25 protein-coding genes are annotated in these 24,662 nt (G+C 44.9%); 22 read left to right on the top strand and 3 right to left on the bottom strand.

Annotated elements, in window-relative coordinates:
- Nucleotides 1-30 precede the first annotated feature (30 nt).
- From rpsP to trmD, 4 genes are all read left to right on the top strand, one after another.
- Nucleotides 31-303, top strand: coding sequence for a 30S ribosomal protein S16 (gene rpsP / locus MH215_RS08145; protein WP_056700527.1), 273 nt, complete (start codon nt 31-33; stop codon nt 301-303).
- A gap of 23 nt (nt 304-326) precedes the next feature.
- A complete protein-coding gene (locus tag MH215_RS08140; protein WP_056700529.1) occupies nt 327-557 on the top strand; it encodes a KH domain-containing protein in 231 nt (76 codons plus the stop codon).
- Between the two features lie 289 nt (nt 558-846).
- Nucleotides 847-1,359 carry a ribosome maturation factor RimM gene (rimM, locus tag MH215_RS08135; RefSeq protein ID WP_056700531.1) on the top strand — a complete coding sequence of 171 codons (513 nt, stop codon included), beginning with the start codon at nt 847-849 and terminating at the stop codon, nt 1,357-1,359.
- A gap of 1 nt (nt 1,360) precedes the next feature.
- Complete coding sequence (gene trmD / locus MH215_RS08130) at nt 1,361-2,128, top strand: tRNA (guanosine(37)-N1)-methyltransferase TrmD (protein ID WP_239289563.1); 768 nt, start codon at nt 1,361-1,363, stop codon at nt 2,126-2,128.
- A gap of 75 nt (nt 2,129-2,203) precedes the next feature.
- Here trmD and MH215_RS08125 read toward each other — a convergent pair whose 3' ends face one another.
- Nucleotides 2,204-3,160, bottom strand: coding sequence for a polysaccharide deacetylase family protein (locus MH215_RS08125; protein WP_239289562.1), 957 nt, complete (start codon nt 3,158-3,160; stop codon nt 2,204-2,206).
- 214 nt (nt 3,161-3,374) lie between these two features.
- Between MH215_RS08125 and MH215_RS08120 the strand changes: the two genes are divergently transcribed.
- The 11 genes from MH215_RS08120 (at nt 3,375) to MH215_RS08070 (ending at nt 13,409) form a co-directional block, all read left to right on the top strand.
- Nucleotides 3,375-3,608, top strand: a complete 234-nt coding sequence (locus MH215_RS08120) for a hypothetical protein (RefSeq protein WP_239289561.1) — start codon at nt 3,375-3,377, stop codon at nt 3,606-3,608.
- Between the two features lie 415 nt (nt 3,609-4,023).
- Nucleotides 4,024-4,365 (top strand): 50S ribosomal protein L19, encoded by a 342-nt coding sequence (gene rplS, locus MH215_RS08115; protein ID WP_024630190.1) that lies wholly within the window; start codon nt 4,024-4,026, stop codon nt 4,363-4,365.
- Nucleotides 4,366-4,843: 478 nt separating this feature from the next.
- Nucleotides 4,844-5,464: a signal peptidase I gene (lepB, locus tag MH215_RS08110; RefSeq protein WP_056700538.1), complete on the top strand. Its 621-nt coding sequence runs from the start codon at nt 4,844-4,846 to the stop codon at nt 5,462-5,464.
- Between the two features lie 116 nt (nt 5,465-5,580).
- Nucleotides 5,581-6,444 carry a ribosome biogenesis GTPase YlqF gene (gene ylqF / locus MH215_RS08105; protein WP_239289560.1) on the top strand — a complete coding sequence of 288 codons (864 nt, stop codon included), beginning with the start codon at nt 5,581-5,583 and terminating at the stop codon, nt 6,442-6,444.
- A gap of 690 nt (nt 6,445-7,134) precedes the next feature.
- Nucleotides 7,135-7,842, top strand: a complete 708-nt coding sequence (locus MH215_RS08100; RefSeq protein ID WP_239289558.1) for a ribonuclease HII — start codon at nt 7,135-7,137, stop codon at nt 7,840-7,842.
- A 62-nt stretch (nt 7,843-7,904) separates the two neighbouring features.
- On the top strand, nt 7,905-9,965 hold the full coding sequence (locus MH215_RS08095) for a TrbL/VirB6 family protein (protein ID WP_239289556.1): 2,061 nt from the start codon (nt 7,905-7,907) through the stop codon (nt 9,963-9,965).
- On the top strand, nt 9,962-10,270 hold the full coding sequence (locus tag MH215_RS08090) for an EscU/YscU/HrcU family type III secretion system export apparatus switch protein (protein WP_056700545.1): 309 nt from the start codon (nt 9,962-9,964) through the stop codon (nt 10,268-10,270). The genes MH215_RS08095 and MH215_RS08090 overlap by 4 nt, the downstream gene beginning before the upstream one ends.
- Nucleotides 10,264-10,662, top strand: coding sequence for a YraN family protein (locus MH215_RS08085; protein ID WP_239289554.1), 399 nt, complete (start codon nt 10,264-10,266; stop codon nt 10,660-10,662). Before MH215_RS08090 ends, MH215_RS08085 begins: the two co-directional genes overlap by 7 nt.
- A 454-nt stretch (nt 10,663-11,116) precedes the next feature.
- Complete coding sequence (locus MH215_RS08080; protein WP_156395520.1) at nt 11,117-11,278, top strand: hypothetical protein; 162 nt, start codon at nt 11,117-11,119, stop codon at nt 11,276-11,278.
- Between the two features lie 61 nt (nt 11,279-11,339).
- Nucleotides 11,340-12,563, top strand: a complete 1,224-nt coding sequence (locus MH215_RS08075; RefSeq protein ID WP_239289552.1) for a carboxypeptidase-like regulatory domain-containing protein — start codon at nt 11,340-11,342, stop codon at nt 12,561-12,563.
- A gap of 294 nt (nt 12,564-12,857) precedes the next feature.
- Complete coding sequence (locus tag MH215_RS08070; RefSeq protein WP_239289550.1) at nt 12,858-13,409, top strand: nitroreductase family protein; 552 nt, start codon at nt 12,858-12,860, stop codon at nt 13,407-13,409.
- A gap of 294 nt (nt 13,410-13,703) precedes the next feature.
- On the opposite strand, the gene MH215_RS08065 is transcribed toward MH215_RS08070, so the two are convergent.
- On the bottom strand, nt 13,704-15,308 hold the full coding sequence (locus MH215_RS08065) for a YifB family Mg chelatase-like AAA ATPase (RefSeq protein ID WP_239289548.1): 1,605 nt from the start codon (nt 15,306-15,308) through the stop codon (nt 13,704-13,706).
- A gap of 253 nt (nt 15,309-15,561) precedes the next feature.
- On the bottom strand, nt 15,562-15,990 hold the full coding sequence (locus tag MH215_RS08060) for an organic hydroperoxide resistance protein (RefSeq protein WP_239289546.1): 429 nt from the start codon (nt 15,988-15,990) through the stop codon (nt 15,562-15,564).
- Between the two features lie 224 nt (nt 15,991-16,214).
- On the opposite strand from MH215_RS08060, the gene MH215_RS08055 reads away from it, so the two are divergent.
- The 7 genes from MH215_RS08055 to hslV all read left to right on the top strand — a co-directional run bounded on the left by MH215_RS08055 (nt 16,215) and on the right by hslV (nt 24,622).
- Complete coding sequence (locus MH215_RS08055; RefSeq protein WP_056700555.1) at nt 16,215-16,670, top strand: MarR family winged helix-turn-helix transcriptional regulator; 456 nt, start codon at nt 16,215-16,217, stop codon at nt 16,668-16,670.
- 241 nt (nt 16,671-16,911) lie between these two features.
- Nucleotides 16,912-18,072 carry an ADP-forming succinate--CoA ligase subunit beta gene (sucC, locus tag MH215_RS08050; RefSeq protein WP_056700556.1) on the top strand — a complete coding sequence of 387 codons (1,161 nt, stop codon included), beginning with the start codon at nt 16,912-16,914 and terminating at the stop codon, nt 18,070-18,072.
- A 99-nt stretch (nt 18,073-18,171) separates the two neighbouring features.
- On the top strand, nt 18,172-19,101 hold the full coding sequence (gene sucD, locus MH215_RS08045; protein WP_056700558.1) for a succinate--CoA ligase subunit alpha: 930 nt from the start codon (nt 18,172-18,174) through the stop codon (nt 19,099-19,101).
- 248 nt (nt 19,102-19,349) lie between these two features.
- Nucleotides 19,350-20,480, top strand: a complete 1,131-nt coding sequence (gene dprA / locus MH215_RS08040; RefSeq protein WP_239289544.1) for a DNA-processing protein DprA — start codon at nt 19,350-19,352, stop codon at nt 20,478-20,480.
- Between the two features lie 116 nt (nt 20,481-20,596).
- A complete protein-coding gene (topA, locus tag MH215_RS08035; RefSeq protein ID WP_056700561.1) occupies nt 20,597-22,696 on the top strand; it encodes a type I DNA topoisomerase in 2,100 nt (699 codons plus the stop codon).
- A gap of 15 nt (nt 22,697-22,711) precedes the next feature.
- Complete coding sequence (gene trmFO / locus MH215_RS08030; protein ID WP_481857427.1) at nt 22,712-24,055, top strand: FADH(2)-oxidizing methylenetetrahydrofolate--tRNA-(uracil(54)-C(5))-methyltransferase TrmFO; 1,344 nt, start codon at nt 22,712-22,714, stop codon at nt 24,053-24,055.
- Between the two features lie 24 nt (nt 24,056-24,079).
- A complete protein-coding gene (gene hslV, locus MH215_RS08025) occupies nt 24,080-24,622 on the top strand; it encodes an ATP-dependent protease subunit HslV (protein ID WP_056700565.1) in 543 nt (180 codons plus the stop codon).
- The last annotated feature ends 40 nt before the right edge of the window (nt 24,623-24,662 follow it).

The following is a 24,662-nucleotide window of genomic DNA, read 5'->3' as shown; positions in this document are numbered from 1 at the left end:
CAGATTTCATTGAAGGAGGTGAATTTTCAAATGGCAGTTCGTATTCGTCTGAAACGTATGGGTGCTCACAAAGCTCCTTTCTACCGCGTAGTGGTATCGGATTCCCGTTCCCCACGTGACGGTCGTTTTATCGAGGAGATCGGTTACTACAACCCGGTTGAACAACCGGCTGTTGTTAAGATCGATGAAGATAAAGCATTGCAATGGCTTCAAAATGGTGCGCAAGCATCCGACACTGTCCGCAACTTGCTGAGCAAAGCGGGCGTGATGAAGAAGTTCCACGAGTCTAAACTATCTAAATAAGGTGCTGATTCGGAGGGTCATCTATGGAAGAATTAGTAAGTGTAATTGCTAAGGCTTTGGTCGATCATCCGGAAGATGTGACGGTTCGGACGGTTGAGAAAGACCGGCTTGTCGTGTATGAGTTAACCGTGCATCCTGACGATGTTGGGAAGGTCATTGGTAAACAGGGACGTATCGCAAAGTCTCTCCGTACAGTCGTCACATCAGCAGCAGTTAAGATGGATAAACGGGTTACCGTAGATATCATATCTTAAAGATATACGAAAGGGGGTTAGGATGCATGTCCTAGCCCCTTTTCGTGCATGCTGAACTTATAATTGTTTAATAAAATTCAGAATTAAAATTATTTTGAGGATTACACCCTGACGGAGCGGGCAGAAAAAAATCTGAAGAAACGAAGTGTTCGCCTTTAGCACCGGATATCAACCTTTTTGAAAATTTAATCAAAGAAATCCGGGGATAACAGCGATCGTAAGATGTTTCTGACTGCGCAGTGTGTGTGGGATCAGCTATCATTTTGATTGAATTTCGTAGGAGGATTGTATGGCAGAATTTATGAATGTAGGTAAAATTGTAAACACTCATGGCATTCGTGGAGAGTTGAAAATCATGCCGTTGACGGATTTCCCAGAAGTACGGTTCGCTGATAATGCAGAACTATATTTCTTTACAGCGGATAATCATCCGATCTTGGTGCATGTAGAATCTGCACGTCTGCATAAAAATATGTATATCGTTCGTTTGAAAGAGTACGGAAATATTAATGAAGTGGAAAAGTTCAAAGGCGGGATGGCTAAAGTATCCAAAGAAGATTTGGCCGAACTCGAAGAGAATGAGTACTACTTCCATCAGATTGTAGGATGTACTGTCATTACGGAAGAGGGAGATACACTCGGAACGATCTCCGAAATCCTAACGCCGGGTGCCAATGACGTATGGGTAGTCAAAACACCAGCAGGTAAGGAAGTTCTAATTCCGGTAATTGATAATGTCGTGCTCCATGTTGATGTGAAGGAGAAACTGGTTAAGATACACCTTATGGAAGGGCTGCTGTAGCATGAAAGTAGATGTATTAACTTTGTTCCCGGAAATGTTCGATGGTGTATTCGGGACGAGTATTCTTGGTAAAGCTCAGACTAAAGGACTTGTTTCTCTGAATGCGGTTAATTTCCGTAATTATGCTACCAATAAACATAACACAGTAGATGATACGCCATATGGGGGCGGAGGCGGTATGGTGTTGAAGCCTGATCCGATCTTTGCTGCTGTGGAGGATATCCTTGATCAGCGTGAAGAGGCCACTGTGCCTACGTTGAAGGCGCCACGTATTGTTCTGATGTGTCCACAAGGGGAGACGTTCACACAGCAAAAGGCAGAAGAGCTTGTGCAAGAGGATCATCTTATTTTTATATGTGGACATTATGAAGGTTATGATGAGCGTATTCGCGAATTTCTGGTTACGGACGAGTTGTCCATTGGCGACTATGTGTTGACGGGTGGAGAGTTACCAGCCATGGTTGCTATTGATAGTGTTGTACGTTTGATTCCAGGTGTACTCGGCAATGAAACGAGCGCAGTGACTGACTCCTTCAGTACAGGACTACTTGAGTATCCGCATTATACACGTCCACCGGAGTTTAGAGGTATGAAGGTGCCAGACGTGCTTTTATCAGGTCATCATCTGAATATCGATGCATGGCGCCGGGAGCAGTCTCTGCTACGTACATTGGAACGCAGACCTGATATGCTGGAAAGTGCGGAGTTGACGGATAAAGAACGAATTTGGTTAGAAGAGCTTCGTTTGAAAAAAGAGAAATCAGAGTAGAAAAAGGCCTAGCTACAGCCGTAATGGCGGTATAGCTAGGCCTTTATCTGTACACATGCTTCAATGTGTTGACTTTTAGTTCGCCTCAGTAACCAATTCAGCATCTTGACTTGAACTGGATTGCAGCAATGCAGGTAGATCCGTGCCAGTAGTCACGGTAAGACGTGGAAGCCTCATTAAGTCTGCACCAGGCTTCACCATTCCTTGGACAATGGTAAAGGCCATGCGGTAGCCATTTTGCTGCAAATAGTAGATCATCTGTGTACTGGTATAACCAAAAGGATAAGCGATATAAGGTGTATCAATGCCTGTCTGCTTCATCTGCTGAATATCATCGCTGAGGAGGCTAGTATCGAGACCAGCGGGAACGAGCTGACCACACCGCATGAAACCTTTATGATGCAAATTGTAGGTGTGACTGTTGTATTCAAATACATCTGAACCGGCTGTCATCTCTGGTTTGGATAAGAACGTATCTTTGCTTGAGTCAAATACAGAAGGCTGATCCTGAATCTTGTTTCCAATCACAAAAATGGAAGCGTGGAAATCATACTTCTTGAGAACAGGATAGGCAAGTGTATAGTTGTTCTGGTAACCATCATCAAAGGTGATTGCAATCGATTTGGAAGGTAATGAAATTCGTCCATTAACGTAGTCTTCCAGCTCTTCAAGTGTGATCGTATGGTAACCTTCGTCATGTAAGTATTTCATGTTTTTTTCAAAGTCTTGCAGACTAATCATGGATTTGTTTTGTTTCTTCAGAGCGTCCATATGAGGTTCTATGTAATGATACATCAATACAGGAACTTCTGTGGCAGTACCTGGCGCAACTTGAAATGTAGTGGCATCAAAAGTTGGTACGCTGTTATATTCGGAGTGGGATAATGAGAACACTTCACGTTTCACCATATCCCATGATGTGCAGGCTTTGTGTGCTAAGGCGTTGGAGGGATGATTAACGGCATAGACATACACCGTGGTCAGACAGGTAAGTACAGCTAGAGTAACAAGCAAACATTTTTTCCATTTCATACGATCGTGGTTCTCCTTATAAAAAAATATCAGTATAATTCATGGCATAACTAGCCCTATATATCATAGACGAACATGGCCGCGTGGAAGTTACAGTATCTTAGCCGGTTGCAGGGTTGACTTTGTTCCGCGAATCTGATTATTAAGCATTTTTTAATCTTGGGAATGTGTCTATTGGTATAGAAGAGCTGTCATAAGGGAGATCATGAGAATCATGAAAAGTCGCCAAAAAGGTATAATTACGGTTGTGTGCATATTATTATCGGCTGTCACTGGAATTGCTTATTTTCAATTATCTACGCCAGAGGAAGTGAACCAGTATCACTCAGCGGGGATTATTAAACTAGTCGATAAGAAGGACAGGCCAGTGAAGATTGATCATTATAAGGTGCAATATACCCTGTTGCTGGAGCTTGACAGAGGAAGGGCCGACGGAGTTAGCATTTGATGAGCAGACTAGGGTGTATTTGGCGAAAGGACACGAGCTGGAAGGTGTGACAATTTCTCAATTAAAGTCTGAGCAAAAGATTGATGACGTATGAATTTCCAAATGATCATATCATTCGAGCAAGTGAGATTGTCATTCAGCAATAATCAAGATATCGGAAAGAGATGTTTATAAGAGGAAAGTTTCTTCAATGAGGATTGTTAAAATAAAGTGATTAATGGATACCTGGTTTGGGAATAGTTATTGGTTCATAGTCAGAACACAAATAACCTGCTACATTTGTCTTGTGTTTTGACATGCTACATGATACAATAAGTCTGTTGTGTGGAATACGGCGGTCCTCTATGGATAATGAAGGAGACAAGGTGATCTCTGGAAGAAGTATGAACGCCTGTACGGAAGGAGGGAGTCATAGATGAATATCGTTCAAGCGATTACACAAGAACAACTTCGTAAAGATATTCCGAGTTTTCGTCCTGGTGACACTTTGAAAGTGCACGTTAAGGTAATCGAGGGAACTCGTGAGCGTATCCAATTGTTCGAAGGTGTTGTGATTAAACGCCGTGGTGGTGGAATCAGTGAGACTTTTACAGTTCGTAAAATTTCTTACGGTGTAGGTGTGGAAAGAGCTTTCCCGCTTCATTCCCCAAAAATCGATAGAATCGAAGTGGCTCGCCGTGGTAAAGTGCGTCGTGCGAAGCTTTATTATCTTCGTGAACTACGCGGTAAAGCAGCGAGAATTAAAGAAATTCGTTAATATAACGGATACCGGGGAGGGCTTGGAGACAAGCCCTTTTCGTTTTTGTCTGGGAAAAGTTGAACCGGAGGTACACTTCCGAGTAAAATGGTATGGCGGCACACGTAAGAGTTAGTCCGGGAGGTTTGAATTAATCAGTTATTGATGTCATTTAATTGTGGTTTGAATGTACGGAGTTCTTGTGTGAGCATTTTGCATAAATCCAATGAGCGACTTATAATTACCAAAGATTACATTTTTAGTGAGTTGTGAAAAAGATTCATTCGTCTTCACATTGGCTTACACGGGAGTATATGCCCGTCTGAAATACCGTTTCCGAGAGCGAGTGGAATCGAATTATGCAAAATGCTGGCGTATAGATTACATAACTGATGAGATTATTTTGTATCTGTTTCGATCAAGATGGGAATGGAATGATGCAAAAATCTGGATTTGCAAGCTGCTATAAACATGTACCGTGAAGAGAGGAAGATCAGTGATGGAACATGAAGTTCAACCAAACCAAGGCAATGCTGTCGATGAAAAAGACAGTCGATCCAAAAAAGCTAAAAATGAAATTGTCGAGTGGCTTAAAGCCATTGTTATCGCATTAGTGCTCGTTATTTTGATTCGGTGGTTGTTATTCAAACCATTTGTCGTAGACGGACCGTCTATGCAGCCGAATTTTGAAACAGGTGAACGTGTCATTGTTAATGAAATATTATACGATATCCGCGAGCCGAAACGTGGCGAAGTTATTGTCTTCCATGTACCGTCCGAAGGTCGAGATTTCATTAAGCGTGTTATTGCAGTCGAAGGTGACACGGTAGAGGTAAATGATGATACGGTAACAGTCAATGGTCAAAAAGTCAATGAGACTTATATTCAAGGTGCGATTGATGCCGCAGAAGCAAATGGCGGAACGTATAACGTGAAGGATTTCCCGAATGATCAATTCCCGGATGGTAAAGTGCCACCAGGACATGTGTTTGTAATGGGAGACAATCGTCCCAACAGTACAGATAGCCGTATGATTGGTTATGTATCTCTAGAGGATATTATCGGTCGTGCCGATGTAATTTTCTGGCCGGTCGGTAAGATAAAATGGATTAATCATTAATAGTGATGCAGGACTTATGGCAGACTATGTAATGTGAATGATAACGGGAATATTAAGGCAGAGCTTCTCGAAAGAAGGACTGTCTTAGATTAGAATGATAAAGAGGTGAGGACAAGGTGACGATACAATGGTTTCCAGGTCATATGACCCGAGCCAGACGCCAGATTCAGGATAAGTTGAAGCTCATTGACGTGGTCATCGAACTGTTGGATGCCCGTCTGCCTGTCTCCAGCCGTAATCCGATGATTGACGAAATATTGCAGGGGAAACCCCGTATGATTCTGTTAAATAAGTCTGATTTGGCAGATGCCGAAGTGACGCAAGAATGGATTGACTATTTCAAAAAAGAGGGAATAACTGCTTTTCCTGTAGATGCTTCAACAGGCACGAATGTAAAAGACATTCCTGTACAGGCGAAGCTTCTTCTAAAAGAAAAAATTGATCGCCAGCTAGCTAAAGGGGTTAACCCTCGCGCGGTTCGTGGATTGATTGTAGGTATTCCAAACGTTGGTAAATCGACGCTGATTAATCGACTGGCAGGACGAAGTATTGCCCTGACAGGGGATCGCCCGGGTGTGACGAAGGGGCAACAGTGGATCAAGGTAGGCAAAGAGATGGAACTGCTAGATACCCCTGGTATTCTATGGCCGAAGTTCGAAGATCAGAACGTAGGTTATCGCCTTGCGGTAACAGGTGCCATCAAAGAAGAAATTTTGAATGCCGAGGATATTGCCTATTTTGCGATTAGTTATTTAATGCGTTATTACTGGAATGCTCTTGAAGAGCGTTACGGACTTGAGGATTTTTCCAAGGATGCAGATGATTCAGACAGTGTCATAGCAATTATGGAAAAGGTTGGACGCATTCGTGGTTGTATTGTAAGCGGAGGGCGTGTTGACCTTGAAAAGGCATCAAGAGCCTTTTTGCGTGAACTGCGTGCTGGCAAGATGGGACGCTTCTCAATGGAAGCTCCATATTAATCAATATATTGTAGGAAGATGAACTGTATACTCAGTCTTCTTATATGGAACAAGTGCCGAAAGAAGCGGCCGTTACCGGATTACCGGGAGCGGCCGTTTTTTTTTGTATACAATAGGCGAGATATCTAATTCATTAAACCATTTGCGAATAGGGAGAGGCGAATTAATAGGAAACAGAGACATAACTATTTTAGAAAGTTAGATCTACGAGATAACTTCGTCCACAAGTTTCTTACAAAGGGCGTTATTTGGAAGATTTTAAGCATTGCTTAGATTGCGTCATATGTATATGAGGACAAAACGAATCATGGTATGATGAATGGTGAAGTAAACGGACAAGGACGGATGCAAAGTATCTTCAATTTAAATAAACAAATGCCGATAAAAATAATAAATCGAATCAATTTCATAACTCATTAAAAATGGATTGTTGAAACGAGATAAAGACAAATTGAACCGTTTTGATCTATATCTTGCCTTGATTGAAGCAGCTATAGGTATTATGAAATTGATTCAATCTATTTCTTATTTCTATACCATTATTATGTAACAAGTTGTCTACTAAATTAAATGTCGTTGGTGAACATGTATGGTTCAGTAACTCTAATATTTTATGGGTAAGCCAATGTATATCTGAATGAATCTGATAAATATGTTATTGCAAGCATGGGTAGAGGAGATGAAGGTAAGATGACTCATAACGATAAAGAAGTTGAACTTATTCAGTTAGAAGTGCTGGATAAACCAAAGAAGAAAAAAGAAAAGGTGGCCGCTGAACCACAAGATCTGCTGAGATATGAACGAGAGTATTGGGAGAGTGGATTCGAACATATTGCTGGCATTGATGAAGTCGGTCGGGGATGTTTGTTTGGAGATGTGGTGGCGGCAGCGGTTATTTTACCTCGGGATCTAATTCTAGAAGGTGTGAATGATTCCAAAAAGCTGTCGGAGAAAAAACGCGATATGTTGTTTGAACTCATTATGGAAAAAGCGATATCCGTCGGTGTTGGTTTTGCGGATGCAAAAGAGATTGACCATCTTAATATTAAACAAGCGACTCGTCTCGCGATGAAGCGGGCAGTGGAAGGGCTTGGGGTTCGACCTGACTATCTCTTCGTAGACGCGGAAAAGGTCGATGTGACTATACCTCAGATGTCAATCATTAAAGGAGATGCCAATAGTCAGTCCATTGCTGCAGCATCCATTATTGCGAAGGTGACCCGGGATCGACTGTGCAAGGAAGAGTGGGAGACGTTATATCCGGATTATGGTCTGTCGATACATAAAGGCTACGCCACAAAATTCCATCGGGAACAGATCATGGCTTTGGGAGCTACACCTATGCATCGCCGTAGTTTCCTAGGGAATTTGTTAGGGGAGCAGCAAACGTTATTTTAATCTATCTAAGTTCAACTAACTTGAGTTGAACTTAGATTGTTCAGACGAGAGGAGGGGAAGTCGTGAATATCAGCTCAATGATTCGAGGGCTACTCGGGGACAATAAACCAGGTGAAGCCAAACCTCTTGAATTGAAAGAAGGACAGGTGGTACGTGGATCTGTTCTTAGTGTGTCGGATGATGGCGGAGATGCCGTTCTGCAAATACAGGGAGTGCAGGTGAGAGCCAAGCTTGAGACGCCTCTGCGCCAAGGGGAAACCACTTTGCTTCAGGTACAGCCACAGGGAGAGAATGGCATCACTGTGATGAAACCGCTGGCTAATACGTTGTCGGAACTGCCTCAAGCATCGTTGAACAATCTGCTTCAAGAAGTAGGCTTGTCTGATACGAAAGGGAATCGTGAATTGTTACTGGCTATGCAGCGCAGTGGATTACCTCTGACTAAGGATAATGTCGCTATGATTCAAAATATGATGACAGCTAAGCCAGCACAGGTTCCGGTGGAGGAATGGGTGCAATCGACGGGAATTGCTTTCCAGCGGGGGCTTCCAATTACAGCGGAGACTGTTAAAGGGTTGCACCAGGCAGTGTTTGGCCCACCCTTGCATCAATTGTTGAATGGACTTGCAGACCAGCTAGAATCCTTTCTTACGCAACAGGCAGGCAAGTCGGCTACAACCACCACGGGAGAACAAGCTGGTGCGGCGAAGACAGCGATTAACCAGGGAGCGGCAATGCCCGTGACGGGAAGTCTGCAAGCAGAAGAGGCTGCATTGCCTGCTGGTGCAGGGCGCCCTTTAGCAGCAACGAATGGAGCAGGACAGGCATCCGTAGCAGTTGGAGGAACCCATGTTATGACTGATGGCGAAGCAGGAGAGGCGGGAGCTCCATCAAAGGCGACCGGACAACCGCCAGCAGCAGGCACAGGTACCGCTACGGATTCTGCTGGCGTGAAGGCGGGAGCCAGCCAAGTGGAGACGGCTGGCAAGCAAGGAGCAGGTATTCCGGCGGGAACCGGAATACCTGGGGAGAGCCCGCGTGGTACTGAAGCGGGCTCTGTGGGTAAGGGCCGCCCAGGTGCACCAGGGGCGGCTGATCCTATGGCTGGCCGCGCAATCGCGGGACAGCCAGAAGCAAGTGCTACCGGGCGAACTGCCGGCAGCACTGAGGCCATGCCTGCGGCTGCGAGTGCAACGCCCGCAGCCGCGCAGGCGGCGCCAGCAGCAGCAAGCGCAGCGGAGCTTGCGCCCAAGCTGCTGGCGCTGCTGGATGCGCTGCGCAGCGCATCCACTGCCGCACCGGCACAGCCGGGTGCGGCAGCCCAGGCCGCCCCTGCATCGCAGGGCGGCCAAGCCGCTGCGGCTGCCGGAGGCGTGCCGCAGCAGGTTCCAGCCGGCGCTGATATGCCGCCGGCTGGTGGAACTGCCGCAGCACCTACAGGAGCTGCGGCAGCGCCCGTAACCCACGGGGGAGACCCGTGGGTGGGGCGTGTGTTGAAGCTGCTCGGTGCAGAGCACGAGCAGCAGGCAGTGCACGGCGCAGCTGCGCAAGCGCGCGTGGGCGACGCGGCGAGTCCGGGAACCACGGACTCGCTGAAGGGCTTGCTGCTGCAGTTAGCCAGCAGCGACAATGCCCCGGCGGCACTCAAAGATGCCGCCGGGCAGGCTGTGCAATATTTAACGGGTCAGCAATTATTGCTGACAACCGATCGAAGCTCTACCTTTGCCCAGATGCATTGGTTCATTCCAATTACCGGTCCTGATGGGGAGGAGACCGCTTCAGTTCAGATACAATCTCGCAGAGGACAGCGCGGCGAACTGGATGCATCCAACTGCCGTTTGTGGTTTGACTTAGATATGAAGAGTCTGGGGCCAACGTTAGTGGATGTGCATGTCGTCAACAATATAGTCAGTCTGCGTGTGCTTAATGATCGGGAAGGCATGGGGCCGCTACTCGAAAGTGGGCGTGAAGTCATTCATACGGCTCTCGATAAGCTAGGCTACCAACTGCTTACCTTTAAGACAGAACCTTGGCCGGTAGGCCAGGAACCTGGTGCAGAACGTAAAATTAATGCGTCGGATTATAGCCCTGAACGGTACAAAGGGGTGGACTTTAAAATATGAAAGATGAGCCGCAGCCGGATCTGCTTTCCAAAAAGGCTGTTGCCTTAAAATATGTACCAGGGGAAACAGAAGCGCCTGTTGTCGTGGCCAAAGGTCGTGGCAAAGTGGCAGAAGCCATTCTGGATAAAGCCAAGGAAAATGGTGTGCCTGTTCAAGAAGATGCGGCTCTGGTAGAGGTGCTCTCTAAGCTGGATCTAGATGAACAGATACCGGCAGAATTATATCAGTTAGTAGCAGAGGTATTAACCTACATTTATAAAGCTGATCGAATGGCTTCTGGACGGGAGGAACAGAACGATTGGTAGATCATATACCAGAACATCAACCCACCCCTAGGCTTACACGTCAACAAAAAGGAAAATTAGGCGAGCAAGCAGCTTGTCGGTGGCTACAAGAACATGATTACGAGATCGTAGCCCAGAACTGGCGTTGCCGTAGTGGGGAAATCGATATTGTTGCTACGTTTGAAGAACTCGTCATTTTTGTTGAAGTCCGAAGTAGAAGCGGCGTAGGGAGATACGGTACACCACAGGAATCGGTTGATTTCCGTAAGGTGCAGCAGGTTCGTTCAACAGCGGCGGTGTATATGCAAAGGACTGGAGAGCTCAATCGGCAAATCCGCTTTGATGTTATTGCAGTGATGCAAGATGCGACTGGAGAAGCAATTTCCCTAGAACATATTGTCAATGCGTTTTAGAGCCGCTTCAATCTCACTTAAAGGCATCGCTCACCGGCTTTTCGCTCCTGTTGTGTCACGTTCTCTTGAAGTGCTCAGTATGATGCTTGCGAAAAACTTCTGATCCGATACGTAAATTTGGCAAAATCTATTCCTCTCGGAGTTCTAAGATGCAACTAAATAAATGAGGTTGAAAACGGACTTTATTGCCACGAACATCGTCGTGGTAGTGAAGTCTTTTTTTGTTGATAGACGATACCTCATCTTTCTATTGGTTCCAATCAATAGGGTCAATTTTTAGATCCGTAATACTTCAATCTGTCTCGCTCTAATTCCAACATGTATCCTGATTGAGATATTCGTTAGAGTTTTGGTTATTTGCAATGAATTCCATATTGTAATTTAATGATACAAAATGTATCATATATCGTGGGAAATAACCAGAAAAGAAGATTGAAGGTAGGAGGAGAGGAAGATGGAAAAAGAAACAAACAGAATGGATAGCAAAGTTAAGCGTTGTTGGCAAACGCCCAAAATGGATGTGCTGGAGGTGCAGCATACCCTGAGTGGTGGTGGGGGAATCTGGCATTATGTATGGGACGGAGAATTTTGGAAACTTGAATTACTTACAAGCTAACACTGACTGGCTGCTGTATGACAAGACCCATAAATAGACTAATGAGGTGAAACCCATGTTTATGAGTAAGTGTTCAAAATGGATCTCTCGATCGTTCATGTTGTGCTTCTTTTCGATCTTACTTAGTGTTGTGTACGCTGGAACGTCCTACGCATTGGAGCAAGAAGGAGCCTCCTCCACCGCACAAGAAAATAATGCCCAACCACCAGCCATTATTCATGGGAAAATAACGGATCGAGAAGGTTACAGCGTCCCTCATGCCAAAGTGGATTATGAGCTTTATTATCAGGGCGATACGACCAAACACAGTCTGTTCGCTGATGAAAACGGAAACTATCGCTTTGAAGCAGTCGTTGAAGATTATACAGATCTGACATTGTACGTTGAAGCAGATGGCTTCATTACCTATGCATCCTATAGGCAATATCAAAATTATACGTTAAGTCCTGGGGATGAAGTGAACATCGATGTAAGTCTATATGAGCCTTCTACCATTATGGGCACGGTAACGGATCCAGCGGGTCAGCCGATTCCTGGTGCAGCAATTAAAGTGACAAGTATAACAGATCGTCTTATACAGACGGATGCGAATGGAAGATATACAGTTACGGGCATCGACTACGATTATAACGCGAACATTGCCATCTGGATCGATAGTCAGGATCATCTCCCGTATCTACAAGACCGTCTAGGCATTGATGCTGGTCAAACGTTACTTATCGATGTAGTACTTGAAGATGCTGCTCATGTCAGAGGGCAGATTGTTGATGCTAATGGGAATCCGATTGCAGGCGCAAAAGTTAGTGGGTACACGGAACGAGCCACAACCGATGCTCAGGGACATTACTTACTTAAACGGATTCCAATAGGTTCAACGACAATCGTTGTGGAAGCAGCAGGTTATCCAAAACATAGTATATCAGCGGATTTAACTCCGGGAGATCACAATACAGTAGACTTTGTGTTACGCGTAAACCAAGATGTTCAGCCTCCAGTAACCAAATATCGCCTGGTGCCATTAACGGAAACGATTAATGGAAAGCTTTATATTGTCGGGTTTACGTTTAGACTGCAAGCCACGGATGAAGCTAACGGATCAGGTGTAAAGATAACGCAATATCGTTACAATGGCGGAGAGTGGAAGGCCTACAATGGCCCTGTTAAATTTTATGCAAATGACGTAAAGTTGGTGGAATACTATAGCACCGATGTAGCAGGTAATGCAGAGAAAATGAACAAAATGGATTTTGTAAATGGTATCTTCGAAGGAGCTGGCTCATACTAGAGGGTTCGGCTAGAAATAGAAGGATGGTTGCCAGTTAAATATGCATGAGTACCGAGGTGCTTTTAATCTATGTATCCCTTTCGAAGGGAGCAAGATGGAAAGCATCTTTTTCTATGATTATAGGTAACAGAAGAGGAGAAGACTCAGAACAGTCAGCTTTTTTGAATCCGGTGAACATAACGATGTATAATGAAGAAGCAACTTAACAGGTTGGCAGTTTTATATCAAATCATATGCTTGGCTTACAAGCTGTTACACCATAATATTAAACAAGAAAGCCTAGGAGGTTATGTGATGAGCAAATCAATTCAGACAGGAAACGCGGTCATTGAGGCGATTAAAAATCGCCGGACGGTCAAAAAGTTCAAAAAAGACGCGGTGCCAACAGACAAAATTATTGAATTATTAGATGTAGCCGTATGGGCTCCGAATCACAAACTGCGCGAACCTTGGCGGTTCCTTTTGTTTACTGGGGATGGCCGCAATAAGCTAGCTCAGGCTATTGATGCTGAGATGGGAGAAGATAATAAATTTTCAGCTAATATTAAGCAGGTTCCTGCGGTTATGTTGGTTGTACTGGAAGAGGATCCACGCCAAAACATTTGGGATGAGGATTTTGCTGCGGTTAGCGCGCTCGTACAGAACTTTCTACTTGCAGCCTGGAGTGAAGAGATTGGCACATTCTGGGTAACGAAACCATTTTTATATGCTCCTAAATTTCGTAAACCGCTCGGCATTGAAGCAGGCGAAAAGATTATTGGCATGATTTATATGGGGTACCCGGATGTTATTCCTTCAGCTAAAGAACGTACACCGGCAAAAGACAAGCTGACTCTATTTGAATAATTGATTTTCATAACGTAGGTTATGTAAAGTTGTATATATTTTGTCGACGTTTGGTGAAGAATGAGGTGACACAAATCGCCCCAATTTACGCTGTTTTCCCTAATACATGGGAATGCTATATAGGTTGAACTTATCCATTTATGGCATAAACAATGCCCCTAAGGAAAGTTTGTTTTCTTGGGTTTAGGCCGTAAACGTGTGTTCATTCAATCGATCAGCAGGCGTAAATGGGGCTATTTGTAATGTTTGAGTTATACCGCCCCCTATTAACAAATGTGGATTACGGCATTCTTTTTAAAAGATTTTAAGATCCAACTGACGATACTGAATGGCTTCAGCCACATGCGCAGTAACCACTTCACCCTCATTTTCAAGGTCAGCTATCGTCTGTGCCATCTTTATGATTCGATCATGTGCGCGCATGCTTAGGTTCATGGCCTGTAGTGTATTTTGCAGCAATTGCTCTGCCTCCTGAGGTAGAACAATCATGCGGCGTAGCAATGCTCCAGAAAGCTGGCTATTCCAGTGAACACGTGTATGTGCGTAACGTTTGGCTTGAAGCCGATGAGCGTGCATGACCTTGGCTTGCATCTCATTAGAGCCAAGAGAAGGGGCAGCCTTACGCCATTCACCTGGAGGTGGAACTTCGACTTGAAGGTCGATTCGATCAAGTAGTGGTCCTGATATTTTGGCACGATATGCTGCGACACGGGAAGGACTACAGATACAACTGAGGTCATTGGTTTGTGCTGATAAATATCCACATGGACACGGGTTCATCGAACAGGCGAGCATAAACTGCGCGGGAAACGTGAATACAGCCCTGGCTCGGCTAATCGTCACCGTTCGATCCTCCAATGGCTGACGCAATACCTCGAGCACTTGACGTTGGAACTCAGGCAGCTCATCCAAAAACAAAATGCCACGATGTGCCAGACTTACTTCACCAGGCTTCGGAATACTGCCGCCACCGATTAAACCTGACGTTGAGATGGTGTGATGTGGAGAACGGAATGGCCTTTGGCTGACGAGCCCTTGTGATATTTCTTTTAACTTACCTGCAGCGCTTAAAATTTTGGTTACCTCAAGGGCTTCCTCATCGGAAAGGGGAGGGAGAATGGTGGGCAGCCTTTTAATCAACATCGTTTTGCCCGTACCGGGTGGGCCGACAAGCATAATATTATGCATGCCTGCAGCAGCGATCATCAGTGCCCGTTTCACATGATGTTGTCCTAATACATCGTTATAGTCCTCTAGAGAGGAATCCTCTGGTTGTCCACCTTTATCCGGATCAATCACTTTTATTGCATTCTTTGACGATAACAAATGGTTGTAATCTTTTAAAATGAGTGGCTGATTATTTGCTTTTGTTTCTACAGTGTTACCTATACCAGATTCGCTTTGCGGTATAACATCTTGCAGATGTCGAATCCCATACACCTTAATGCCTCGGATTAGAGCAGCCTCTGCCAGATTTTCCTTTGGTAGCAGGACAGAAGTAAAGCCTCCCCTTTTAGCAAGATCAACCATAGCAAGGATACCGGGTACCGCACGCACAGTGCCATCTAGAGCAAGCTCGCCAAGGATCAGCGTTCGTTCTTGTGGAGGGAGTATGAGTTGTCCACTAGTGGCAAGCAGACCCACGGCAATTGCCAGATCAAAGGAAGAGCCTTCTTTGCGTAAATCAGCAGGAGCTAGGTTAATCGTAATTCGCTGTAGTGGGTACTGGAAACCACAATTTTTAATCGCTGCCCGGACACGCTCCACAGCCTCACGAATGGCTGAATCTGGCAGTCCAATGATGGCTGTCTGAGGCAAGCCATTCGATAAATCGGTTTCGACCTCAATCAAAACGCCATCAATTCCGTACAAACAAGCACTATGTATTTTACCGTACATAATAAAAGAAACACCTCACTTCGTTCTTGACTCTGCAGAGTGCAGGCCAGTCTTCGAATTAAGGTGCTTCCTCATCTTCTATTATGCATTTTATATAAAAGAAATCAGGGCGTCAACTCAGGTGTTCGTCATGATGACATCGAACGAGATTCCTGATTCCTGAATTGTTATGAGATCAACAAGAAATTCCTCAGAGAATTACGAATGAAAACCAAACGTCTTATATAAGGCATGCAAATGAAATATTAATGTTTTAAAGAACGTTCAGTTCAACAACAATGTTTCCACGGGTTGCACGGGAATAAGGGCATGCTTGGTGAGCAGCTTCGACTAATTTTGCAGCCGTTTCTTTTTCTACACCTTTGGCTAGAACGTCCAGTGTAGCCGCGATTCCAAAGCCACCATCTTCAACTTTGCCAAAGTGAACTATAGCCGTTACCTCTGTACCTTCCAATTTAATCTTCTGCATACGAGCTACCATGTTGAGTGCACTGTCAAAACAAGCTGCGTAACCTGCCGCAAATAATTGTTCAGGATTCGTGCCTTCACCGCCAGCACCACCCATTTCTTTAGGGGTACGTACGTCTAGTCGAAGTTCAGGGCTGGAGGATTCTACATAACCGTTACGTCCGCCTACGGCTTTAACTGTCGTTTCATACATTTTTTGTTGGATCGTCATCATATCATTCCACTCCTATGCAAACAATTATATTTTATACAATTTAATTTAACATGATTAAATATAAAAGTAAAATACTTTGTGCTCAATTATTCTGTTTTTTTTCTAATTTGTGATAAGATAGATCTAGAGTTTCTAGTCATTCGCAACTTCAAGTAGCTAACTTAGGCCTGAAAATGCGGATTAATTAGGAATTGAATGTACAATTAGGCAGGTGAGATCAAGAAATGCAGAACGATTCATTGAAGTTGGATAACCAATTATGCTTTGCCATATATGCTTGTTCACGAGAAATCACCAAGATGTACCAGCCTTATCTAGAGGTGCTGGGTGTAACATACTCGCAGTATTTAGTGCTAATGGTGCTGTGGGAGCGTGAAGAATGTACGGTGAAAGAAATCGGAGAGGCGCTTTATCTCGATTCGGGGACGTTGACTCCTCTGCTGAAACGCTTGCAATCCGCAGGTCACATCCATCGTGAACGCTCAGCGCAGGATGAGCGTAAAGTGCTTATTACATTAACCGACTCAGGTAGGGAATTACGAAACAAAGCTTTGGCTATACCGTCCTCGATCCAAGGAGATGCTTGTTTGAATAGTACCGAGTTTGAGGCTTTGCTAGGACAGTTCAAAGGGCTTTTGCATAAGGTGCATGAGACCAATATGAAAGAGTCCAGAAAATAACCACCAAAATGATGACGAACCTTCGACAAATTAGTCGAAGGTTTTTCCATTTATATCCAAGCATTCGCTAAATGGGATGATATCCATATCAAAATGCTGTCTATTAACCATTAATTTTTTAAGGAAAGCGTTTTAAAAACGTGTTACAATGAATTGGGTTTAAGTAAAAATAGTCAACATTTGTCTTTTGTTAGTCAACCAACCCGCCTTGTTGCAGTCATGTTGATAGGAGGATTCGAGAATGAATATCCATGAATATCAAGGAAAAGAAGTACTGAAACAGTATGGAGTTGCCGTTCCTAATGGAAAGGTTGCTTATACAGTCGATGAAGCGGTCGCGGCCGCAGAGGCACTGGGCAGTCCGGTGACTGTAGTCAAAGCGCAAATTCACGCAGGTGGCCGGGGTAAAGCCGGCGGTGTGAAAGTGGCGAAGAGTACGGATGAGGTTCGTGCGTATGCATCTGAAATTTTGGGGAAAGTGTTGGTTACACACCAAACTGGACCTGAAGGTAAAGAAGTGAAGCGTCTTCTGATTGAAGAAGGATGCGATATCCGCAAAGAGTACTATGTGGGTGTTGTTGTGGATCGCGCTACGGGACGTGTCGTTATGATGGCTTCCGAAGAGGGCGGTACGGAGATCGAAGAAGTGGCTGAAGCTACACCTGAGAAAATTTTCAAAGAAATCGTTGATCCTGCAATCGGATTGCAAGTGTTCCAAGCACGTAAACTGGCTTACAGCATTAATATTCCAAATGAATTGGTTAACAAAGCTGTGAAGTTCATGTTAGCGTTGTACAAGGCATTTGTCGAAAAAGATTGCTCCATCGCTGAGATTAACCCTCTTGTTGTTACAGGAGATGGAAACGTTATCGCACTGGATGCGAAACTCAATTTTGACTCCAATGCGCTGTTCCGTCACAAAGACATTTTGGAACTTCGTGATCTGGACGAAGAAGACGAAAAAGAAATCGAAGCTTCGAAATACGACCTCAGCTACATAGCGCTGGATGGAAACATCGGCTGTATGGTTAATGGTGCGGGACTTGCGATGGCAACGATGGACATTATCAAATATTATGGAGGCGACCCAGCCAACTTCCTTGACGTTGGGGGCGGTGCCACAACGGAGAAAGTAACAGAAGCGTTTAAAATCATTCTGTCTGACGCTAAAGTTGCGGGCATCTTCGTTAATATTTTCGGCGGTATCATGCGCTGTGATGTCATTGCCAATGGTGTCGTTGAAGCTGCGAAGCAGCTTGGACTTACGAAACCACTGGTAGTCCGTCTTGAAGGAACAAACGTGGAGCTTGGTAAGCGTATTTTGGGTGAATCCGGCCTAAATATCGTACCTGCTGACTCCATGGCCGATGGTGCACAGAAAATTGTTGCCCTCGTGAAGTAAGCTCATTCCTGGGAAGGTTGCACCCGAGTAGTGCAACAAGCTTCCTTAGTACCGGAGCTGTCCGGCACTTGAAAAATAACCGTAAGGATGTGAAGCAACGTGAGTATTTTGATTGATAAAAATACAAAAGTCATTACGCAAGGCATTACGGGTTCAACGGGAATGTTCCACACGAAGGGCGCATTGGACTACGGAACCCAGATGGTAGGCGGTGTTACTCCGGGTAAAGGCGGAACCAATGTTGATATCACACTGGAAGATGGCCAAGTGGTGAGTCTCCCGGTATTCAATACAGTGCAGGAAGCGAAGGAAGCGACTGGCGCAACAGCGAGCGTCATTTATGTTCCCCCAGCTTTCGCAGCAGATTCAATCATGGAAGCTGTAGATGCAGAGCTGGATCTTGTCATCTGTATCACAGAAGGTATTCCTGTGCTTGATATGGTTAAGGTAGATCGTTTTATGGAAGGTAAAAATACCGTCCTGATTGGCCCTAACTGTCCAGGTGTTATTACACCAGGCGAATGTAAAATTGGAATTATGCCAGGATACATCCATATGCCTGGACATGTTGGTGTCGTTTCCCGTAGTGGAACATTGACGTATGAAGCTGTACATCAACTCACCACTCGTGGCATTGGACAATCCTCTGCTGTCGGAATCGGTGGAGACCCTGTTAAGGGCTCTGAGTTTATTGATATTCTCAAACGGTTCAATGAAGATCCGCAGACTCATGCAGTCATTATGATTGGTGAGATTGGTGGTACTGCTGAAGAGGATGCAGCAGAATGGGTGGCAGCTAACATGACCAAACCTGTTGTAGGGTTCATCGGTGGTGTTACAGCTCCTCCAGGCAAACGTATGGGTCACGCTGGCGCAATCATTTCTGGTGGTAAAGGTACGGCTAAGGAAAAAATTGCGAAGCTTGAATCTTGTGGTATCAAGGTTGCGCCTACGCCAGCCGAGATGGGATCTACACTTGTCAGTGTGCTTGAAGAACGTGGTATCCTGAATTTGTGCACGACACATTAATTCTTTTCCGTTATAATAGAAGAAACGGTACAGGAAACTCGATTTCCAGGTAAACCGACTTTGTGAATACGGAAAAGGTAAGCAACCTTTTGTCCTAATTAAGGGCGAAGGGTTGCTTTTTTGCGTTTTTTACTCGGCTTACTCGTGAGAAGGGAGAGATTCTTTTTAGAGTAAACGCTTGCAATCCGTTGTCACAGCCTACACAATATGAGGGAAGAACTTCTTCCCGGATCGGGAGGTTTTTGTTTATGGAGGAGAGATGGGTTTTATTTGGTTTGCATGAGATGGATGGGGTCGGTAAAAAAACGATCGCGAAGTTATTATCTGGACAGCATAAGCTCCAAAATCTATTAGATTATACGGAAGCCGATTGGTTGCAGGCGGGTTTGAGGAAGGATCAGGCGCATCGCCTTGCTGTGCAGTTTGACCTTGACTGGATTAATCAAAAACGCGAGAACGTTTACAAACAGGGGATTGAGGTTATAACTTATCTGGATTCCAATTACCCTATATTAATGAAGGAAACCGTTCAGCCTCCATGGGTATTATATGGTCGTGGAGATATGCAACTGTTGCATTCTAAGTCCATCGCGATGGTAGGTACCCGTATGCCGACTGTATATGGTCGTAAAGTTGGGGAGCGGCTGGCTGAGGAATTGTGCAAGGCAGGCTTGACCATTGTAAGTGGACTGGCTAGAGGTATTGATAGCGTGTGTCATGATGCTGCTTTGCGTGTAGGTGGCAAAACGATTGCAGTATTCGGAACAGGGATAGATTCGATCTATCCGCCTGAAAATAATAGTTTGGCTGAACGCATTGCCGAAACGGGTCTACTTTTGTCAGAATATCCTCCAGGTACTCGAGCTCACCAGGGATTGTTTCCCGAACGGAACCGAATTATTGCTGGCTTAAGTCTAGGGACGTTGGTGGTAGAAGCTGACATTCGTAGTGGCTCACTCATAACGGCTGATGCAGCATTGGATGCGGGTAGAGATGTATTTGCTGTGCCAGGTCCTATTACATCGCCAAAGAGCAGAGGGTCACATAATCTCATTCGACAGGGCGCAAAATTGGTCACTTCTGCAGCGGATCTGTTAGAAGAGTATCAAATGGACTTGCCAAATCCCGAACAAGTTCCTTACAATAGAGGACGTTCGACGCAAAATAAACAGTCTGTTACAGCGGGAATGTTTCCTCCGGCAACCCTCTCTTCGGACGAGCAGAGAGTAATCGCCATACTCGAACAGGAGGAACAGTCCTTAGATCAACTTGTTGAACGGCTTAGTTGGGATTTTGGACATTTGCATTCAGTTCTGTTATCTTTAATCATAAAAAAGCAGATTAGCCAATTACCTGGAACTAGATATGCAAGGGTATGACGATGCTGTGACGTATGCAGCGTGTGAATATAGATTATTAACGGAAGTTAACGGCTATGATGAGCATTACTATGAATTGGAACCAAGCAGTTTCATGACTGAGAGGAGATGGACCTATGGCGGATTCACTCGTAATCGTGGAGTCGCCCTCAAAGGCGAAGACCATTGGCAAATATTTAGGCAGCAAGTTCATCGTTAAGGCTTCGATGGGACATGTGCGTGATTTGCCGAAAAGTCAGATCGGCGTTGAGGTTGAGAATGATTTTAATCCGAAATATATTACGATCCGCGGCAAAGGTTCGATTTTGAAAGAACTGAAAGATGCGCGTAAAAAAGTGAAAAAAGTGTACCTCGCAGCTGACCCGGATCGCGAAGGTGAGGCTATTGCATGGCATTTGGCTCATGCCTTGGAACTTGATGATACAGAGGATTGCCGCGTTGTATTTAATGAGATTACTAAACAAGCAGTCAAAGATGCGTTCAAAACGCCGCGCAAAATCAATATGGATCTGGTTAATGCGCAACAGGCAAGACGTATTCTGGATCGGCTCGTAGGATATAAGATTAGCCCTTTATTATGGAAGAAAGTCAAAAAAGGACTATCCGCTGGTCGGGTTCAATCGGTAGCGGTCAAAATCATTTTGGATCGTGAAAATGAAATTGATGATTTTGTACCTGAAGAGTACTGGAGCATCACCGCTAAGCTGACAGCTGACGGAAATCCATTTGAAGCTAAATTTCATCAATTGAACGGCACCAAGACCGAACTGGGTAGCGAAGCTGAAGTACAGGCGATCTTGAAACAGATCGAAGGCGCTGACTTTACGGTCAAAGAAGTGAAAGAGAAGGAACGTAGCCGCAATCCTTCCGCTCCGTTTACGACGAGTTCCTTGCAACAGGAAGCCGCACGTAAATTGAATTTCAGAGCTTCTAAGACGATGTCCGTTGCACAACAACTGTATGAGGGCGTAGACCTTGGAAAAGAAGGCACAGTGGGTCTCATTACGTATATGAGAACCGATTCCACTCGAATTGCTGCATCTGCACAGGAAGAAGCGAAGGAATACATCATTGGCAAGTACGGTGAACCATTTGCGCCTGAAACACCTAGAAACTATTCCAAAAAGGCAGCTAATGCACAGGATGCGCATGAGGCTATTCGTCCAACGTCCATTTTGCGTGATCCGGATTCGATTAAATCATTTATGAGCCGGGATCAATTTCGCTTATATAAACTAATCTGGGAACGTTTTGTCGCAAGTCAGATGTCATCGGCTATACTAGACACACTTTCTGTTGATATTGCTGTCGGAGATACGATCTTCCGCGCTGCGGGCTCCAAAGTTCGCTTCCAAGGTTTCATGAAGGTATATGTGGAAGGTAACGATGACGGTACAACAGAAGAAGATCGCCTGCTTCCTCCACTGAAAAATGGAGATGTACTGGAGAAACAGGAGATTGAGCCGAAGCAGCACTTCACACAGCCACCACCGCGTTATACCGAGGCTAGGCTGGTTAAGACTCTTGAAGAGCTGGGCATAGGCCGTCCGAGTACATATGCGCCAACACTGGAAACGATTCAGAAGCGCGGGTATGTTGCCATCGAGGAAAAGAAATTCATGCCTACAGAGTTAGGTGAACTTGTCATAGAACAAATGGAAGAGTTTTTCCCAGAAATTCTTAATGTAGAGTTTACTGCCAACATGGAAGGTGATCTTGACCATGTAGAAGAAGGTTCTGAGGATTGGGTTAAGGTTCTTGCGGAATTTTACGAATCCTTCGAGAAAAGACTTGAATTTGCAGAAGAAGAGATGAAGGAAATTGAGATTGAAGATGAAGTTTCTGATGAAATCTGCGAGAAGTGCGGTAAACATTTAGTTTACAAGCTCGGCCGTTTTGGTAAATTTCTGGCTTGTTCTGGCTTCCCGGAATGTCGGAATACCAAACCGATTATCAAGGATATCGGTGTGACTTGCCCGAAATGTAAGGAAGGGCATGTTGTAGAGCGACGGAGCAAAAAGGGACGTGTATTCTATGGATGTGACAAGTATCCTGAATGTGACTTTGTCTCATGGGATAAGCCATCAGCGAAGCCATGTCCAAGCTGCAGTTCCTTAATGATTGAGAAGCGCAATAAGCAAGGAACACGATTACAATGTACGTCCTGTGACCATCAGGAGCCTGTGGAAGAAGCAGACGAGGAATCAGCGGATTAGCATATATGGGGGTAAATGATTTTGACTAACGAACAACAAGTAACGGTTATTGGAGCAGGTCTGGCAGGAACAGAAGCAGCTTGGCAGATTGCGAGTCGCGGTGTACGTGTAAAACTATACGAGATGAGACCGGTTGTGAAAACACCGGCTCATCATACAGATAAATTTGCAGAACTGGTATGCAGTAACTCACTGCGTGCTAACGGTCTGACCAATGCAGTAGGTGTTCTTAAGGAAGAAATGAGAATGCTAAACTCTCTTGTTCTTGGAGCGGCAGATAAGCATGCTGTACCAGCAGGTGGAGCTCTTGCGGTTGACCGGGATGGATTCTCGGGCGAGATTACTTCTACGCTGCAACATCATCCTTTAATTGAGGTTGTCAATGAGGAACTGACTGCCCTTCCGGAAGATGGCATCGTGGTTGTTGCAACAGGACCTTTGACATCCCCGGCATTATCGGAGCAGATCAAAGCACTCATGGGAGAGGAATACTTCTACTTTTATGATGCAGCTGCACCAATTATTGAAAAAGACTCTATCGACATGAATAAGGTCTACCTAGCTTCCCGTTATGATAAGGGAGAGGCGGCATATCTGAACTGTCCGATGACAGAAGAGGAATTTGATGTATTCTATAATGCATTGATTACCGCTGAGGTTGCTCAATTAAAAGAGTTTGAGAAAGAGATTTACTTTGAAGGCTGTATGCCAATCGAAGTGATGATGAAACGTGGTAAACAAACAGCGTTGTTTGGACCGATGAAGCCCGTAGGCCTAGTTAACCCACATACAGGAACACTTCCACATGCGGTAGTTCAACTTAGACAGGATAATGCTGCAGGAACGTTGTATAATCTGGTTGGATTCCAGACGCATCTGAAATGGGGAGAACAAAAACGTGTATTTTCATTGATTCCTGGTCTTGAAAATGCAGAGTTTGTACGTTACGGCGTGATGCATCGCAATACATTTATTAATTCTCCGAAATTGCTGCGTCCAACGTATCAATTTAAAGACCGTCCTAACCTGTTCTTCGCTGGACAGATGACAGGTGTTGAAGGATATGTCGAATCGGCTGCATCAGGTCTCATTGCAGGTATGAATGCTGCAAAAGCGGCTCTTGGTCAGGAACTTGTAGTACTGCCAGTAGAAACAACACTGGGCAGTATGGCACAATATATTACGACTGCTGATTTTAAACACTTCCAGCCTATGAATGCAAACTTTGGTTTGTTACCGAAACTGGAAACAAAGATACGCAACAAAAAGGAAAAGAATGAAGCTCTTGCTCAGCGTGCATTGGATGGAATTGCTCGGTTTGCTGCTTCAGAAGGTCTAACCATTCCTGAACGCGTATAAATTATTCGTGGGGGAGGCAATATCATGGATATGTCATTTCATGCCACTACGATCTGTGCAGTGCGCCATAATGGCAAGGCAGCGATTGCTGGAGATGGTCAAGTGACCATGGGGCAAAGTGTAGTTATGAAGAATACCGCCAAAAAGGTAAGACGTTTGTATCGCGGACAGGTCGTTGCTGGTTTTGCTGGCTCCGTGGCAGACGCGATTACACTCTTTGAGAAATTTGAAGGTAAGTTAGAGGAGCACCATGGTAATTTACAGCGGGCTGCTGTAGAGCTTGCCAAAGACTGGAGACAGGATCGGATACTCCGTAAGCTTGAAGCACTCCTAATCGTTATGGATAAAACAGGTATGTTGCTCATCTCTGGTGGTGGCGAGATCATCGAGCCGGATGATGATGTTATTGCCATAGGATCAGGAGGAAACTTCGCTCTATCCGCAGCGCGTGCCTTGAAACGACATGCAGGTAATTTGGAAGCCAAAGATATTGCGCGTGAATCACTCCAAATTGCAGCAGAATTGTGCGTGTACACCAATACGAATATCATTGTAGAAGAGTTGTAATTTAACCCCGCAAAATGGAGCCTGACCCCGGTCATTTTTC

Origin of the sequence: Paenibacillus sp. ACRSA, from assembly GCF_022346845.1 — a bacterium.
Taxonomy (GTDB): Bacteria; Bacillota; Bacilli; order Paenibacillales; family Paenibacillaceae; genus Paenibacillus.
Note: the sequence above shows the minus strand (reverse complement) of the source record. Positions and strands in the feature narration are given on the sequence as shown.

What these genes read in the sequence shown, in the direction of transcription:
- MH215_RS08075 (WP_239289552.1), top strand. Translation starts at nt 11,340, where the DNA reads ATGAGTAAGTGTTCAAAATGGATCTCTCGATCGTTCATGTTGTGCTTC.
- MH215_RS08080 (WP_156395520.1), top strand. Translation starts at nt 11,117, where the DNA reads ATGGAAAAAGAAACAAACAGAATGGATAGCAAAGTTAAGCGTTGTTGG.
- MH215_RS08125 (WP_239289562.1), bottom strand. Translation starts at nt 3,160, where the DNA reads ATGAAATGGAAAAAATGTTTGCTTGTTACTCTAGCTGTACTTACCTGT.
- trmFO (WP_481857427.1), top strand. Translation starts at nt 22,712, where the DNA reads ATGATTTTGACTAACGAACAACAAGTAACGGTTATTGGAGCAGGTCTG.
- rplS (WP_024630190.1), top strand. Translation starts at nt 4,024, where the DNA reads ATGAATATCGTTCAAGCGATTACACAAGAACAACTTCGTAAAGATATT.
- MH215_RS08055 (WP_056700555.1), top strand. Translation starts at nt 16,215, where the DNA reads ATGCAGAACGATTCATTGAAGTTGGATAACCAATTATGCTTTGCCATA.
- lepB (WP_056700538.1), top strand. Translation starts at nt 4,844, where the DNA reads ATGGAACATGAAGTTCAACCAAACCAAGGCAATGCTGTCGATGAAAAA.
- rimM (WP_056700531.1), top strand. Translation starts at nt 847, where the DNA reads ATGGCAGAATTTATGAATGTAGGTAAAATTGTAAACACTCATGGCATT.
- MH215_RS08065 (WP_239289548.1), bottom strand. Translation starts at nt 15,308, where the DNA reads ATGTACGGTAAAATACATAGTGCTTGTTTGTACGGAATTGATGGCGTT.
- MH215_RS08120 (WP_239289561.1), top strand. Translation starts at nt 3,375, where the DNA reads ATGAAAAGTCGCCAAAAAGGTATAATTACGGTTGTGTGCATATTATTA.
- MH215_RS08140 (WP_056700529.1), top strand. Translation starts at nt 327, where the DNA reads ATGGAAGAATTAGTAAGTGTAATTGCTAAGGCTTTGGTCGATCATCCG.
- topA (WP_056700561.1), top strand. Translation starts at nt 20,597, where the DNA reads ATGGCGGATTCACTCGTAATCGTGGAGTCGCCCTCAAAGGCGAAGACC.
- MH215_RS08070 (WP_239289550.1), top strand. Translation starts at nt 12,858, where the DNA reads ATGAGCAAATCAATTCAGACAGGAAACGCGGTCATTGAGGCGATTAAA.
- hslV (WP_056700565.1), top strand. Translation starts at nt 24,080, where the DNA reads ATGGATATGTCATTTCATGCCACTACGATCTGTGCAGTGCGCCATAAT.
- dprA (WP_239289544.1), top strand. Translation starts at nt 19,350, where the DNA reads ATGGAGGAGAGATGGGTTTTATTTGGTTTGCATGAGATGGATGGGGTC.
- sucC (WP_056700556.1), top strand. Translation starts at nt 16,912, where the DNA reads ATGAATATCCATGAATATCAAGGAAAAGAAGTACTGAAACAGTATGGA.
- trmD (WP_239289563.1), top strand. Translation starts at nt 1,361, where the DNA reads ATGAAAGTAGATGTATTAACTTTGTTCCCGGAAATGTTCGATGGTGTA.
- MH215_RS08090 (WP_056700545.1), top strand. Translation starts at nt 9,962, where the DNA reads ATGAAAGATGAGCCGCAGCCGGATCTGCTTTCCAAAAAGGCTGTTGCC.
- MH215_RS08060 (WP_239289546.1), bottom strand. Translation starts at nt 15,990, where the DNA reads ATGATGACGATCCAACAAAAAATGTATGAAACGACAGTTAAAGCCGTA.
- rpsP (WP_056700527.1), top strand. Translation starts at nt 31, where the DNA reads ATGGCAGTTCGTATTCGTCTGAAACGTATGGGTGCTCACAAAGCTCCT.
- MH215_RS08100 (WP_239289558.1), top strand. Translation starts at nt 7,135, where the DNA reads ATGACTCATAACGATAAAGAAGTTGAACTTATTCAGTTAGAAGTGCTG.